Source organism: Christiangramia gaetbulicola, from assembly GCF_003054225.1.
Lineage (GTDB): Bacteria > Bacteroidota > Bacteroidia > Flavobacteriales > Flavobacteriaceae > Christiangramia > Christiangramia gaetbulicola.
In genome coordinates this window covers 384,341-398,541 of record NZ_QBKQ01000003.1, presented here as the reverse complement: position 1 = coordinate 398,541, position 14,201 = coordinate 384,341, and the positions used below count along the sequence as shown (strand labels likewise).

Sequence of the window (14,201 nt, the reverse complement as noted above, 5' to 3'; positions counted from 1 at the left end):
AATAAATGCTGCTAATTATTGTGAATATTCCGTTTAATTGGGACGCCGGTGGCGTCCCGATCAACAGAATGTTATTCTTCAAGTTTTATATCCAATCCAAGACCTTTCAATTCGTGCATAAGTACGTTGAAAGATTCCGGCAATCCTGGTTCTGGCATTGGCTCACCTTTAACAATAGCCTCATAGGTCTTGGCTCTACCGATCACGTCATCTGACTTCACAGTTAAGATTTCCCTTAGAGTACTAGATGCTCCGTAAGCTTCAAGAGCCCAAACCTCCATCTCTCCAAATCTCTGACCACCAAATTGTGCCTTACCACCAAGCGGCTGCTGAGTAATAAGTGAGTATGGTCCAATAGAACGTGCGTGCATCTTATCGTCGATCATGTGACCTAGTTTAAGCATGTAGATAACACCAACAGTCGCACGCTGGTCAAATCTCATTCCGGTTCCACCATCATAAAGATAAGTGTGACCGTAACGCGGAATACCTGCTTTATCTGTAAGATCATTGATCTCATCGATTGTTGCACCGTCGAAAATTGGAGTCGCATATTTGGTTCCATTCTTCTGTCCAGCCCAACCAAGTACTGTTTCGTAGATCTGACCGATGTTCATACGTGAAGGTACCCCAAGTGGGTTCAACACGATATCAACCGGAGTTCCGTCTTCAAGGAATGGCATATCTTCCTGACGAACGATTCTGGCAACAATACCTTTGTTACCGTGACGTCCTGCCATCTTATCACCAACTTTAAGCTTACGTTTCTTAGCGATGTAAACTTTAGCCAGTTTAAGAATTCCTGATGGAAGCTCATCTCCAACAGAAATGGTGAATTTCTCTCTTCTTAGGTTACCCTGAAGATCGTTTTCCTTGATTTTATAATTATGTATAAGATCTGCAACAAGCTCGTTAAGGTGATCATCTGTAGTCCATGTACCACTGGTTAAGTGAGTATAATCGTCTACAGCGTTTAACATCTTAAGAGTGTACTTCTTACCTTTTGGCATTACTTCTTCACCAAGGTCATTCTGTACTCCCTGAGCTGTTTTACCACCTATGATAGCGAATAATTTCTCAACAAGTTCAGCCTTAAGATTGGCAAATTTAGCATCGTACTTTTTCTCTAATGCTGCAACATCCTCTTTATCCTGTGCTCTCTTACGCTTATCTTTGATAGCTCTTGCGAACAACTTCTTGTTAATCACAACCCCACTTAATGATGGAGAAGCTTTTAGAGAAGCATCCTTTACATCACCAGCTTTGTCTCCAAAGATCGCACGTAGAAGTTTTTCCTCTGGCGTTGGATCGCTTTCTCCTTTAGGAGTGATCTTACCAATAAGAATATCACCAGGCTTCACTTCAGCACCAACTCTAATCATACCATGCTCATCAAGGTCTTTTGTAGCCTCTTCTGAAACGTTTGGAATGTCATTGGTCAATTCTTCGTTACCTAGTTTTGTATCTCTAACTTCAAGAGAGTACTCATCTATATGAATAGAGGTGAAAATATCATCTCTAACCACTTTTTCTGAAATTACGATCGCATCCTCAAAGTTGTAACCTTTCCAAGGCATGAAGGCAACCTTCATGTTTCTACCTAGAGCAAGTTCCCCAGCCTCGGTAGCATAACCCTGGCAAAGTACCTGTCCTTTTGTTACCCTGTCACCTACACTTACGATTGGCTTAAGGTTGATACAGGTTCCCTGGTTAGTCTTACGGAATTTGATAAGGTTGTAAGATTTTGAATCATCATCAAAACTTACCATTCTTTCCTCATCTGTACGATCGTACTTAATTACGATTTTATTAGCGTCTACATATTCTACTTCTCCTTCTCCTTCTGCATTGATCAATACTCTCGAGTCTGTAGCTACCTGTCTTTCAAGACCAGTTCCAACGATAGGAGAATCTGTTCTTAATAGTGGTACTGCCTGACGCATCATGTTTGATCCCATCAGTGCACGGTTGGCATCATCATGTTCCAGGAATGGAATTAATGAAGCCGAAATAGATGAGATCTGGTTTGGTGCAACATCGGTATAATGAACCTCTTTAGGATCCACTACCGGGAAGTCACCTTCCATACGTGCAATTACACGATCTGTATCTATAGTTCCGTCGTCTTTTAATGGAATGTTAGCCTGAGCTATCTTCTTACCTTCTTCTTCTTCAGCGCTTAAATAAATAGGCTCTTCAGAAATGTTGATCTTTCCATCGGTTACACTTCGGTATGGAGTTTCAATGAATCCCATTCCGTTAACTTTAGCGTACACAGAAAGTGAAGATATAAGTCCAATGTTTGGTCCTTCAGGAGTTTCAATCGGGCAAAGTCTTCCGTAGTGAGTATAGTGAACATCACGTACCTCGAAACCTGCTCTTTCTCTGGATAGACCACCTGGTCCTAATGCCGAAAGTCTACGCTTGTGCGTGATTTCTGCAAGAGGGTTGGTCTGGTCCATGAACTGAGATAACTGGTTTGTTCCGAAGAAAGAGTTGATCACTGAAGATAATGTCTTCGCGTTGATCAAGTCAATAGGAGTAAACACCTCGTTATCACGAACGTTCATTCTCTCACGGATGGTTCTCGCCATACGGGCAAGACCAACACCAAACTGCTGAGACAACTGCTCACCTACAGTTCTAACACGACGGTTAGATAAGTGATCAATATCATCGATCTCAGCTTTAGAGTTGATAAGCTCAATAAGATATTTAACGATGGTAATGATATCGATCTTGGTAAGCACCTGCTTATCCATCTCAACATCAAGACCAAGTTTTTTGTTCATTCTATATCTACCTACTTCTCCAAGGCTGTAACGCTGGTCTGAGAAGAAAAGCTTGTCGATAATTCCACGAGCAGTTTCCTCATCTGGTGGTTCAGCATTACGAAGCTGACGATAGATATGTTCTACCGCTTCTTTTTCAGAGTTGGTAGGATCCTTTTGCAAAGTATTATGAATGATCGCATAGTCACCGGTCTGGTTATCCTCTTTATGAAGAAGGATAGTCTTACTTCCGGTTTCAAGAATTTCTTCTATGTGATCTTTTTCAAGTTCAGTATCACGGTCTAGAACGATCTCGTTACGCTCGATAGAAACAACTTCACCAGTATCTTCATCTACGAAATCCTCATACCATGTATTAAGTACCCTGGCCGCTAGTTTACGTCCAAGATATTTTTTAAGTCCTGTCTTAGAAACTTTAACCTCTTCTGCGAGGTCAAAGATCTCAAGGATATCCTTATCACGCTCAAATCCAATAGCACGGAAAAGAGTAGTAACAGGTAATTTTTTCTTACGATCGATATACGCGTACATTACGCTGTTAATATCGGTAGCAAATTCAATCCATGATCCTTTGAAAGGAATTACACGGGCTGAATATAATTTAGTTCCATTTGCATGGAAAGACTGTCCAAAGAAAACCCCAGGTGAACGGTGTAGCTGAGATACTACTACTCGCTCGGCACCGTTGATGCAGAAAGTTCCGCTAGGTGTCATATATGGGATAGTTCCCAAGTATACGTCCTGTACGATGGTTTCAAAATCTTCGTGTTCAGGGTCGGTACAGTATAACTTAAGTCTGGCTTTAAGTGGTACACTGTAGGTCAATCCGCGCTCGATACATTCCTGAATGGAATATCTTGGCGGGTCCACAAAATAATCTAAGAATTCTAGTACAAATTGATTACGGGTGTCCGTAATGGGGAAGTTTTCGAGGAAGGTGTTGTAAAGACCTTCATTTCCCCGCTCTTCTGATTTTGTCTCTAATTGAAAGAAGTCCTGAAAAGACTTAATCTGCAGATCCAGAAAATCCGGATAAGCAGGCTTGTTCTTAACAGAAGAGAAACTCAATCTTTCAGTTTGCTTTGCTAACATCAATGGACGGGATTATAATTTATATAAAAAAAACTGCGCTTTTTAAACGTTCGGTTCTATATACGCAAAATGGTTTAGACCTCCAGGAGTGAATCCTGAGGTCTAAACCTAAATAATATTGCTTGTGTTAAGCTTATTTAAGCTCAACCTCAGCTCCTGCTTCTTCTAATTGCTTTTTAAGAGCTTCTGCTTCGTCTTTAGCTACTCCTTCTTTTACTGGTTTTGGAGCACCATCTACTAATTCTTTAGCATCTTTAAGACCTAGTCCTGTAAGTTCTTTTACAAGTTTAACTACAGCTAATTTAGATCCACCTGGAGCTTTAAGAATTACGTCGAATTCAGTTTGCTCTTCAGCTTCTTCACCACCAGCAGCAGCGCCACCAGCAACAGCTACTGCAGCAGCAGCAGGCTCGATACCATATTCTTCTTTTAAGATATCAGCTAACTCATTTACTTCTTTTACTGTAAGGTTAACTAATTGTTCTGCGAAATCTTTTAAATCTGCCATTTTCTATCGTTTTTAAAAAGTTCTTTAATTTATAATTGTTAAAAAGTGCGTACTATGTTATCCTTCCTTTTCTGAAAGGGTCTTAAGGATTCCTGCGATCTTTCCACCACCTGATTTAAGTGCTGAAACAACGTTTTTAGCAGGAGATTGAAGCAATCCAACGATATCCCCGATAACTTCTTCTTTAGACTTGATGTTAACAAGTGTTTCAAGATAGTCATCACCTACATAAATTGCTTCTTCTACGAAAGCTCCTTTAAGTAGAGGCTTGTTAGATTTCTTTCTAAAATCCTTAATTACTTTCGCCGGAGCATTTCCGGTCTCAGAAAGCATGATTGAGGTATTGCCTTTTAAAACAGTTGGAAGGTCACCGAAATCTTTATCAGCTGCTTCCATAGCTTTTGCAAGCAATGTATTTTTAACTACCGATAACTTTACATCAGCTTTGAAACAAGCTCTACGTAAGTTAGAAGTACTTCCAGCATCAAGGCCAGAAATGTCAGCCAAATAGATAGTTTGGAATCCGGCTAACTGGGCAGTTAAATCTTCTATAACTTGTGATTTTTCTTCTCTTGTCATAATCTTAAATTATTGCTCAGTAAACCTTTTAGTATCTATTGCTACACTCGGGCTCATAGTAGTGGTCATATAAATACTCTTAATATAAACACCTTTAGCTGCCTGAGGCTTCAATTTTACCAGCGTAGTTAATAATTCTCTCGCGTTACCTGCAATTTTCTCAGCATCGAAAGATGCTTTTCCAACTGCTGCATGCACGATACCAGTTTTGTCAACCTTAAAGTCGATCTTACCAGCCTTCACATCAGAAACCGCTTTAGCGATATCCATAGTTACAGTACCGGTCTTTGGGTTAGGCATTAAACCTCTTGGTCCTAGAACACGTCCTAGCGGTCCAAGTTTTCCCATTACGCTTGGCATAGTGATGATCACATCAACATCTGTCCAACCGCCTTTGATCTTCTCAAGGTATTCATCTAATCCAACGTAATCGGCACCAGCTTCTTTAGCTTCTTCTTCCTTATCTGGAGTTACAAGAGCCAAAACCTTAACGTCCTTACCAGTTCCATGAGGAAGTGTTACTACACCTCTCACCATCTGGTTAGCTTTACGTGGATCTACGTTCAAACGAACTGCAAGATCTACAGAAGCGTCAAAGTTCTCGTTGGAAACTTCTTTTATCAAAGCAGAAGCTTCGGCCACTGTATAAGTCTTGCCGTTCTCAATCTTAGACTGAGCTTCTTTTTGCTTTTTAGTTAATTTTGCCATTTTCTAATTTCTTTTTGGATTAAAACGGTGCATCACCTTTTACAGTTATTCCCATCGAACGAGCTGTTCCGGCAACCATTTTCATTGCAGACTCTACAGTAAATGCATTAAGATCCTGCATCTTGTCTTCTGCAATCGCTTTAACCTGATCCCAAGAAACACTAGCTACTTTTTTTCTGTTCGGCTCACCAGAACCTTTTTTAGTTTTTGCCGCTTCCATCAATTGTACTGCCGCAGGTGGAGTCTTGATAACGAAATCGAAAGACTTATCCGTGTAAACAGTAATTGCAACTGGAAGTACCTTTCCTTGCTTATCCTGAGTTCTACCATTGAATTGCTTACAGAATTCCATGATGTTTACTCCGGCAGCACCTAAAGCAGGTCCAACTGGTGGTGATGGGTTAGCAGCACCTCCGCGAACTTGTAGTTTTACAACTTTACTTACTTCTTTTGCCATTTTTCAAATTTTTAAATGATCGTTTGTTGAGTGGAAGCTTAAAAAACAATCAAAAAATATGTAACAGTTATTATTATACTTTTTCTACCTGCATATAACTTAATTCTAATGGCGTCTTTCTTCCGAAGATCTTAACCATTACCTCAAGTTTACGCTTCTCTTCATTAATCTTTTCTACTGTACCGTTAAAGCCATTGAACGGTCCGTCAATTACTTTAATGGTCTCTCCTATAGTAAACGGAATCGCAACATTATCAGCCTTCACAGAAAGCTCATCAACCTTACCTAACATTCTATTCACCTCAGATTTTCTAAGCGGCACAGGATCTCCTCCTTTTGTTTCACCTAGAAATCCAATAACTCCGTTGATTCCTTTAATAATATGAGGAATTTCCCCGGCGATATTCGCCTGGATCATTACATATCCTGGAAAGTAAACTCTTTCTTTGTTTACCTTCTTACCATTACGAATCTGGATAACTTTTTCAGTAGGAACCAAAACCTGATCTATCGCATCCTGAAGACCTAAATATTCGATCTCTTTCTCGATATAATCCTTGACTTTGTTCTCCTGTCCACTAACGGCACGAACCACATACCATTTTTTTTCCTTTGCTTCTGCCATCGCCATTTATTTTAAGATTTAACCCATTCGAAGTATTGCTCAATCGCTCCACTAAAAAGCGTGTCAACACCCCAAATAGCCAATGAAAAAATAATCGAGAACACAGCCACAAGCACTGTTAGCTTTTGAGCCTCAGTCCAACTTGTCCAGGTAACGTGGTTTCTTAACTCGTTATATGATTCTGATACGTAATTAACAATTCCTGCCATTTTCAAAAAAAATATTTGCACGGGTTGAGAGGCTCGAACTCCCGACACCTGGTTTTGGAGACCAGTGCTCTACCAACTGAGCTAAACCCGTAAATATAAGTGAAGGCATCCCGCTTTTAACGGGATACCTTTTTATATATAATAATTCTTAGTCTAGAATTTCAGTTACCTGACCAGCACCTACAGTTCTACCACCTTCACGGATAGCGAAACGTAGTCCAACATTCATTGCGATTGGCTGGATAAGCTCTACTGTAATAGTAAGGTTATCACCAGGCATTACCATTTCTACTCCATCAGGAAGGTTGATTGTTCCTGTTACATCAGTTGTACGTACGTAGAACTGAGGACGGTAGTTGTTATGGAATGGAGTGTGACGTCCACCTTCTTCTTTCTTAAGGATATAAACCTCTGCTTTGAATTTAGCGTGAGGAGTTACAGATCCAGGCTTAGTAATAACCATACCTCTTGAGATCTGAGTTTTCTCGATACCTCTTAATAGGATACCAACGTTATCTCCAGCTTCACCTCTATCTAGGATCTTACGGAACATCTCAACTCCAGTAATAGTAGAAGTAAGTTTTCCAGCTCCCATACCAATGATCTCTACAGGATCTCCAGTGTTAGCAACACCAGTCTCGATACGACCAGTTGCAACAGTACCACGACCTGTAATAGAGAATACATCTTCGATAGGCATCAAGAAAGGCTTATCTACATCACGCTGTGGAAGTTCAATCCAGTTATCAACAGCTTCCATAAGATCAAGAACAGTCTTAGACCATTTCTCATCTCCTTCTAAAGCTCCAAGTGCAGAACCTGAAATTACAGGACCGTTATCACCATCATACTCGTAGAAAGAAAGAAGATCTCTTACTTCCATCTCAACTAGTTCAAGAAGCTCCTCATCATCAACAAGGTCAACTTTATTTAAGAATACAACGATTCTTGGAATACCTACCTGGCGTCCAAGAAGGATGTGCTCACGAGTTTGAGGCATAGGACCATCAGTCGCAGCCACAACAAGGATAGCACCGTCCATCTGAGCAGCACCAGTTACCATGTTCTTTACGTAATCGGCGTGACCAGGACAGTCAACGTGTGCGTAGTGACGGTTTGCAGTTGAATACTCTACGTGAGAAGAGTTAATTGTAATACCTCTTTCTTTTTCTTCTGGAGCGTTATCGATTTGGTCGAACGCACTAGCTTCTGAATATCCAGCATCAGCCATTACTTTAGTAATAGCTGCAGTTAAAGTAGTTTTTCCGTGATCTACGTGTCCAATTGTACCAATATTTAGGTGCGGTTTGGAACGATCATAAGTTTCCTTTGCCATAATTAATACTTATTTAATCTTAGTTATATATTAGTGTTCAATTTTATACAAAACTAGAGCCAACGACGGGAATTGAACCCGTGACCTCTTCCTTACCAAGGAAACGCTCTACCCCTGAGCTACGTCGGCCAGACAATTGACTGTTTTAAACAGCGATATCCATAAACCTATCAAGGGTTTATGGAAAAGATCAGGAGTGAGGTAATACAGCCGAAATAACCCATTATTAGTAACCTAATAAATAGCTCAACAATTCAAAAGGAGTAAAAAACCTTTAATCTTGAACTATCTTACGACCGGGGAATATCCTGATTCAATTTATTTAGAGCGGGAGACCGGGTTCGAACCGGCGACATTCAGCTTGGAAGGCTGACGCTCTACCAACTGAGCTACTCCCGCATTTCATATTTTTAATAGGGTTATCAAATAAATTTGATGATCCTGTAAGGGTGACCCCTTACCAAGATTTTTATCTCACCCGCTTTAGAAAATAAATTTTCTACGCGGTCTCTATAAAAATCTTTGTGGGGAGAGCAGGATTCGAACCTGCGAAGTCGAAAGACAACAGATTTACAGTCTGTCCTCGTTGGCCGCTTGAGTATCTCCCCAATTTTACACTATTTCATAGAACCGTAGCTGAAACAGCTAAGCTTCCAATGGTTTTTAAAACGGGTGCAAATTAAAGCAATTTTAAAGCACCATCCAAAGCATTTTTTAAAATTTCTGAAGATTATTTTTCAATCGTTTCAACCTTAAGGTTTTAAATTTTAAAAAATCTCCGAAACTTCGGTATTTCAGTATTTCAAGAGCCGATGGAGGGACTCGAACCCACGACCTGCTGATTACAAATCAGCTGCTCTAGCCAGCTGAGCTACATCGGCCTTTATGCTAACTTTTTCAGCATAAAAAAGTCCGCTATTTCTAACGGACTGCAAATGTATATAAATTATTCCTTTATCAAAAAATAATTTTAAAAAAAATCAGCTAAACATGAGCACTCATTTTTTCCTTTCGTTTAATCAACTGTCGCTGTAATGAATTAACACACTCATCTACACAGGCTTCGAACTTACTACAGGTCTTTTTCACCATGAGATCACCTCCTGGTACACTTATTAATATTTCTGTAATTTTATTCTCTTTGGCACTTGTGTTCTGCACCTTGAAGAATACATCGGCATGGATTATCTTATCAAAATAGTTTTCTAGTTTATCAAGTTTTTTTTGGGTGAAATCAATCAGTTTTTGATCAGCATTGAAGTTTACGGACTGCAGATTCATTTTCATATCCTGTAGAATTTAATTAAACAAAATGATTAGTTAATCCTTATTGTTCCGGGGATGAGCCTGTTTATGTATTTTGCTCAATTCGGCGATACTATTATGAGTGTAGACTTGAGTCGCTGCCAGACTGGAATGACCCAATAATTCTTTTACCGCATTTAGATTAGCTCCCTGGTTCAATAAATGAGTGGCAAACGAATGTCGCAGTATATGCGGACTCTTTTTTAGTTTGCCAGACACCTCACTAAAATAATTATTTATAACTCTATAAACAAAACTTTCATAGATTTTATCTCCCCTGGAAGTTAAAAAAAGATGGTCCCCCAGCAGGGCTCCGTGATTAGCGGTTCTTTGCTCTAAATAAGCCCGTCCGGTTTTTACTACAGAATTGATCAAAGGAATATACCTTTCCTTATTTCTCTTCCCCAGAACCTTTAGAACACCAGAGTCGAGATCCAGATCCTGCAATCTTATATTTATTAGTTCTATCCTTCTTATTCCAGTAGAATAAAACAATTCTACAATAAACCTGTCCCGTATCCCCTCAAAATTAGAATCATCGATATTCTCGAGGACTTTTACGATCTCTGCTTCAGAAAAAGGTATCTGCACCTTTTTAGATGTCTTTAAGGCTTTATGCTTAATCAAGGGAGAAGATTCGATCTGCCCGGTTTTCAAAAGGAAACGGTAATAAGATTTAAGAGAAGAAAGCTTACGGTTGATGGTTCTATTGGTAATACCGAATTCAGACAGGTCTACGATCCAGCTTCTAATCTGGGAGTAGTTCACCTCCACCAGAGAGTCCTGTTCAAATGTTTTTATTAGGAAATCCTGAAAATCGCGAAGGTCCCGGGAATACGCAGTAATGGTATGAGAGGAATATTTTTTTTCGAGCTCAAGGTAATCCAAAAAGTCAGAAAAGGGCATAAAAAAAACTGTTGATAGACAAAGTTACTAAACTTTAGACTACCAACAGTTCTTAAAATTATTGAGCTATTTTACAATCGCCCATCTAGTTTAAATACTAGATATCCTCTGCGTCTCTAAGGTGCTGGATATATTCAGCTTTCTGAATCTGAGCTCTACGCTCCACAGATGGCTTAGTAAAATGCTGACGATCTCTTAGCTGACGCATAGTTCCTGTCTTGTCGAACTTTCGCTTGAAACGCTTAAGAGCTCTATCTATATTTTCTCCGTCTTTAACTGGTATAATTAACATAGTGTCATAACCTCCTCTCTTTTGGAATCGGCTGCAAAGATAAATGATTTCTGTAAAACCCCAATACTTTTACTATTTATTTCTACTAAAGTATTTTTCAGGCAAGTAAAGAATCAATTCTGTAAATTAGGGTCTAAAAATTAAAGCGCATGAAAACTACTATAAAAGCCCTTTTCTCCTTTTTAATCCTGTCCACCTCTTCCCTATTTGCCTTTCAGGACATGCAGGATGTGACGATCGAGGTTATCCCGGTAAATGATAATGTATATATGCTAAAGGGTGCCGGAGGAAATATTGGAGTACTTACAGGTAACGACGGAGTATTCATGATAGACGACCAGTTTGCGCTGCTTACCGAAAAAATTAAAAATGCGATAGGAACCATTAGCAATGAACCTATCCGCTTTTTGGTAAATACGCATCACCATGGCGATCACACCGGCGGAAATACCAATTTCAAAAATGATGGCGCCCTGGTTATGGCTCACGAGAACGTTAGAAAAAGATTGAACAAAGAAGGTACAGACCCGGAAAACAACGGCCTGCCCATCCTAACCTTTAATGACATGATGAACCTGCATATAAATAACAATGATATCGTAATTGCCCATGTTCATAATGCGCATACCGATGGTGATGCATTGATCTATTTTCCGCAGAGCAACGTTTTACATACAGGAGACACCTTTTTTAATGGTATGTTTCCATATATCGACCTGGAAAGCGGCGGAAGTGTAGATGGGGATATCAAAGCAGCTGAAACAGGAATTTCCCTGATCAATGATAACACGAAAATCATTCCCGGTCATGGGGCGATCGCTAAAAGATCTGATTACAAAGCTTACCTGAATATGCTGAAGACTATCCGGGAGAATGTACAGAAAGCGATTGAAGACGGTGCGACTGAAGACGAGATCATTAAGAATGAAGAACTTACCTCTGAATTCTTTACAGACCAGGAAGCCTCTGAATTCTTTATCAACGGACCCAAAATACGCGGAACTTTCTATAAAAGCCTGAAAAAACAAACCCCGGATTAGCTCCATGGTTTATTTAAAATTATATTCTTTTGCGTAATAACTATTTCGCTGCCGGCTTGTATTCCTTCTGATCGATCACCATTTTGGCAAATGGGAAAACCATTTTCGCTAAAGTGATCTTTCAGTCTTACTTCGCAGCTGGCTTGTATTCTTTCTGATCGATCACCATTTTGGCGAATGGGAAAACCATTTTCGCCAAAGTGATCTTTCTGTCTTACTTCGCAGCTGGCTTGTATTCTTTTTGATCGATCACCATTTTGGCGATAATTTCTTTCAAAATTTCAGAAGTTCCACCACCAATAGGTCCCAGCCTACTATCTCTAAACATACGAGCCATTGGGTAATCTTCCATATAACCATAGCCGCCTAGCAACTGCAGACATTTATACATCACCTCATCTGCAATCTTAGTAGCTAGAAGCTTAGACATACTCGCCTCTTTTACCACGTACTCACCGTCATTCAATCTTTGGGTAGTAGCATAGTTAAATTCCTTGATCACCTCTACTTCACTCACCATTTCGGCAACCGAATGTCTCAAAGCCTGGAATTTATCCAGAGTTTTACCAAAGGCCTCTCTCTCCTTCATGTATCCCATCGCATAATCCAGGGCAAATTCAGATCTCGCATGCGCATTGATACCCATAATAAGGCGCTCCATAGCGAAATGCTGCATGATATAACTGAATCCTTTTCCTTCTTCTCCCAGTAAATAATCTGCCGGCACCTCCACATTATCAAAAGCCAGTTCTGCAGTATCTGATGCTCTCCACCCAAGTTTATTAAGCTTTGTAGCCGAAATTCCTTTAAACTCTTTATCTAAAAGAAAAATACTCATTCCCTTATTCCCTTTATCAGGATCTGTTTTCGCTGCTACTACATAAAAATCGGCATAGACTCCATTTGTAATAAAGGTCTTGGAACCATTGATCACATATTTATCACCTTTTTTAACGGCAGTAGTTTTCATCCCGGCCACATCTGAACCTCCAAAAGGTTCAGAAACACAAAGACATCCAATCTTTTCACCATTAATTGCCGGCGTAAGATATTTCTCTTTTAATTCGTGACTTGCTTCAACCTTTAAATGGGTCATCGCTAAATAAGCATGCGCCCACATTGCTGCTGCAAATCCTCCAGAGTTGATCTTCTGAAGTTCCTCCAGAAAAATCACCGTATAGAAAAGATCCAGCCCCATTCCACCATATTCTTCAGGCTGGTTTAAGCCGAAATATCCCATCTCACCAAACTTCTCCCAGATAAATCTTTCGATCGTACCGGTTTCCTCCCATTTATCAACGTGAGGCACTACTTCCTTTTGCAAAAATTCCTGAAAACTTTTCCTGAAAAGGTCATGCTCCTCGGTAAAATATCTACTCATAATTATTTCTTATATTTTAAAAGATTCCTGAATTTGGAACCTGATTTTGTAATTATATTATTAGGAATTTAGGACAGATTTTTTCCCAAATTTTACTCTATGGCCAAATATAATTTAATTCTATCGATTTTATCTGAAGGAAACCCCTTGATTTTTATTAATTCATCAAAAGAAGATATGCCTTCATGAAGATTACGATAACTAATAATTTCCTTAGCCAAAGCAGCGTTAAAATAAGGAATTTCAGCAAGCTCTGAACTGCTTATTGAATTGATATTCTTTATGGTAACATCAGGCCGGGTAAGTATTTGAAACTTCTGCTCTACTCTTTCTATGACTTCTGGAGAAAGTCCGTAAATATCCTTCAGCTGAACTACATCTACAAAACCTCCAATAGAGGTGCGATACTTCACGATCCTCTCAGATAAAACTTCTCCGATTCCATTTACAGTTTTCAGATCCTCAGCAGAGGCAATATTAAGATCTGTGATCTTAACTTCAGCCGGAACTATTTTTTGGTTTGGACTAGCAGTTGTCTCCTTTTTGGTCCATTCAGGAAATCTAAACGAGGGAGATATCTTTGCCAGTAGAATATCTGAAACACCGGTCACCTCCTGGAACTTCTCGGCAGAATTAACCCATTTACCCTGGGAACGATATTCAAGAAACCTGTCGATCTCCTCTACATTCAATCCAAGTTGATATCCTTTGAAATCTGTGAGGAAATTTGGGTTGAAAGGATATATCGTGTCCTTTTTCAATTTTTTGGAACTACGATTTAAAGAATCCAGTTCCTTCTGAAAAGACTCTATTTGTGCCTGCTGATCTTTTGGCACCTCATATTCTGAGTCAGAAATAAAGAGATCAAAAATCAGAACAGCCTGTAGAATTATAATTAATAGTACTAAAACAAAAATCCCATTTTGCTGACTTCTGGAAAGTGCAAAATGGGATTTAAGAAATTTCATTTT

General features: G+C 39.5%; 14 protein-coding genes and 5 tRNA genes. 1 reads left to right on the top strand and 18 read right to left on the bottom strand.

Translation table 11 applies throughout. The features are described 5' to 3' along the window. Window positions 1-71: 71 nt before the first annotated feature. The 16 genes from rpoB to rpsU all read right to left on the bottom strand — a co-directional run bounded on the left by rpoB (window position 72) and on the right by rpsU (window position 10,809). Window positions 72-3,884, bottom strand: coding sequence for a DNA-directed RNA polymerase subunit beta (gene rpoB / locus C8P64_RS13360; RefSeq protein WP_108172576.1), 3,813 nt, complete (start codon window positions 3,882-3,884; stop codon window positions 72-74). Window positions 3,885-4,017: 133 nt separating this feature from the next. After that, window positions 4,018-4,392, bottom strand: a complete 375-nt coding sequence (gene rplL / locus C8P64_RS13355) for a 50S ribosomal protein L7/L12 (protein ID WP_108172575.1) — start codon at window positions 4,390-4,392, stop codon at window positions 4,018-4,020. A 57-nt stretch (window positions 4,393-4,449) separates the two neighbouring features. Next, window positions 4,450-4,971: a 50S ribosomal protein L10 gene (gene rplJ, locus C8P64_RS13350; RefSeq protein ID WP_108172574.1), complete on the bottom strand. Its 522-nt coding sequence runs from the start codon at window positions 4,969-4,971 to the stop codon at window positions 4,450-4,452. Between the two features lie 9 nt (window positions 4,972-4,980). Further along, window positions 4,981-5,679 (bottom strand): 50S ribosomal protein L1, encoded by a 699-nt coding sequence (gene rplA / locus C8P64_RS13345; protein WP_108172573.1) that lies wholly within the window; start codon window positions 5,677-5,679, stop codon window positions 4,981-4,983. 19 nt (window positions 5,680-5,698) lie between these two features. After that, window positions 5,699-6,136: a 50S ribosomal protein L11 gene (gene rplK, locus C8P64_RS13340; protein WP_108172572.1), complete on the bottom strand. Its 438-nt coding sequence runs from the start codon at window positions 6,134-6,136 to the stop codon at window positions 5,699-5,701. A gap of 73 nt (window positions 6,137-6,209) precedes the next feature. Further along, on the bottom strand, window positions 6,210-6,761 hold the full coding sequence (nusG, locus tag C8P64_RS13335) for a transcription termination/antitermination protein NusG (RefSeq protein ID WP_026933825.1): 552 nt from the start codon (window positions 6,759-6,761) through the stop codon (window positions 6,210-6,212). 11 nt (window positions 6,762-6,772) lie between these two features. After that, the gene (gene secE, locus C8P64_RS13330) at window positions 6,773-6,970 is read right to left on the bottom strand and encodes a preprotein translocase subunit SecE (RefSeq protein ID WP_108172571.1); all 198 of its coding nucleotides are present in this window, start codon (window positions 6,968-6,970) and stop codon (window positions 6,773-6,775) included. Window positions 6,971-6,988: 18 nt separating this feature from the next. Next, window positions 6,989-7,061, bottom strand: a tRNA-Trp gene (locus C8P64_RS13325). A gap of 57 nt (window positions 7,062-7,118) precedes the next feature. Next, the gene (tuf, locus tag C8P64_RS13320) at window positions 7,119-8,306 is read right to left on the bottom strand and encodes an elongation factor Tu (RefSeq protein ID WP_108172570.1); all 1,188 of its coding nucleotides are present in this window, start codon (window positions 8,304-8,306) and stop codon (window positions 7,119-7,121) included. A 57-nt stretch (window positions 8,307-8,363) separates the two neighbouring features. Further along, window positions 8,364-8,435: transfer RNA gene (locus C8P64_RS13315), tRNA-Thr, on the bottom strand. Window positions 8,436-8,632: 197 nt separating this feature from the next. Next, window positions 8,633-8,705 (bottom strand) — tRNA-Gly (locus C8P64_RS13310). Between the two features lie 126 nt (window positions 8,706-8,831). After that, window positions 8,832-8,914, bottom strand: a tRNA-Tyr gene (locus C8P64_RS13305). A 199-nt stretch (window positions 8,915-9,113) separates the two neighbouring features. Further along, window positions 9,114-9,187 (bottom strand) — tRNA-Thr (locus C8P64_RS13300). 103 nt (window positions 9,188-9,290) lie between these two features. Then, window positions 9,291-9,593, bottom strand: coding sequence for a ribosome hibernation-promoting factor, HPF/YfiA family (gene hpf, locus C8P64_RS13295; RefSeq protein ID WP_108172569.1), 303 nt, complete (start codon window positions 9,591-9,593; stop codon window positions 9,291-9,293). Between the two features lie 33 nt (window positions 9,594-9,626). Beyond that, complete coding sequence (locus tag C8P64_RS13290) at window positions 9,627-10,517, bottom strand: tyrosine-type recombinase/integrase (RefSeq protein ID WP_108172568.1); 891 nt, start codon at window positions 10,515-10,517, stop codon at window positions 9,627-9,629. Between the two features lie 97 nt (window positions 10,518-10,614). Continuing rightward, window positions 10,615-10,809, bottom strand: a complete 195-nt coding sequence (rpsU, locus tag C8P64_RS13285; protein ID WP_026933820.1) for a 30S ribosomal protein S21 — start codon at window positions 10,807-10,809, stop codon at window positions 10,615-10,617. A 149-nt stretch (window positions 10,810-10,958) separates the two neighbouring features. Here rpsU and C8P64_RS13280 point away from each other — a divergent pair, with 149 nt between their 5' ends. After that, on the top strand, window positions 10,959-11,849 hold the full coding sequence (locus C8P64_RS13280) for an MBL fold metallo-hydrolase (RefSeq protein ID WP_108172567.1): 891 nt from the start codon (window positions 10,959-10,961) through the stop codon (window positions 11,847-11,849). A 214-nt stretch (window positions 11,850-12,063) separates the two neighbouring features. Here the strand turns inward: C8P64_RS13280 and C8P64_RS13275 are convergent, their stop codons facing one another. Both C8P64_RS13275 and C8P64_RS13270 read right to left on the bottom strand, forming a co-directional pair. Further along, a complete protein-coding gene (locus C8P64_RS13275; protein WP_108172566.1) occupies window positions 12,064-13,230 on the bottom strand; it encodes an acyl-CoA dehydrogenase family protein in 1,167 nt (388 codons plus the stop codon). 92 nt (window positions 13,231-13,322) lie between these two features. Then, window positions 13,323-14,198 (bottom strand): ComEA family DNA-binding protein, encoded by an 876-nt coding sequence (locus C8P64_RS13270; protein ID WP_108172565.1) that lies wholly within the window; start codon window positions 14,196-14,198, stop codon window positions 13,323-13,325. Window positions 14,199-14,201: the final 3 nt, after the last annotated feature.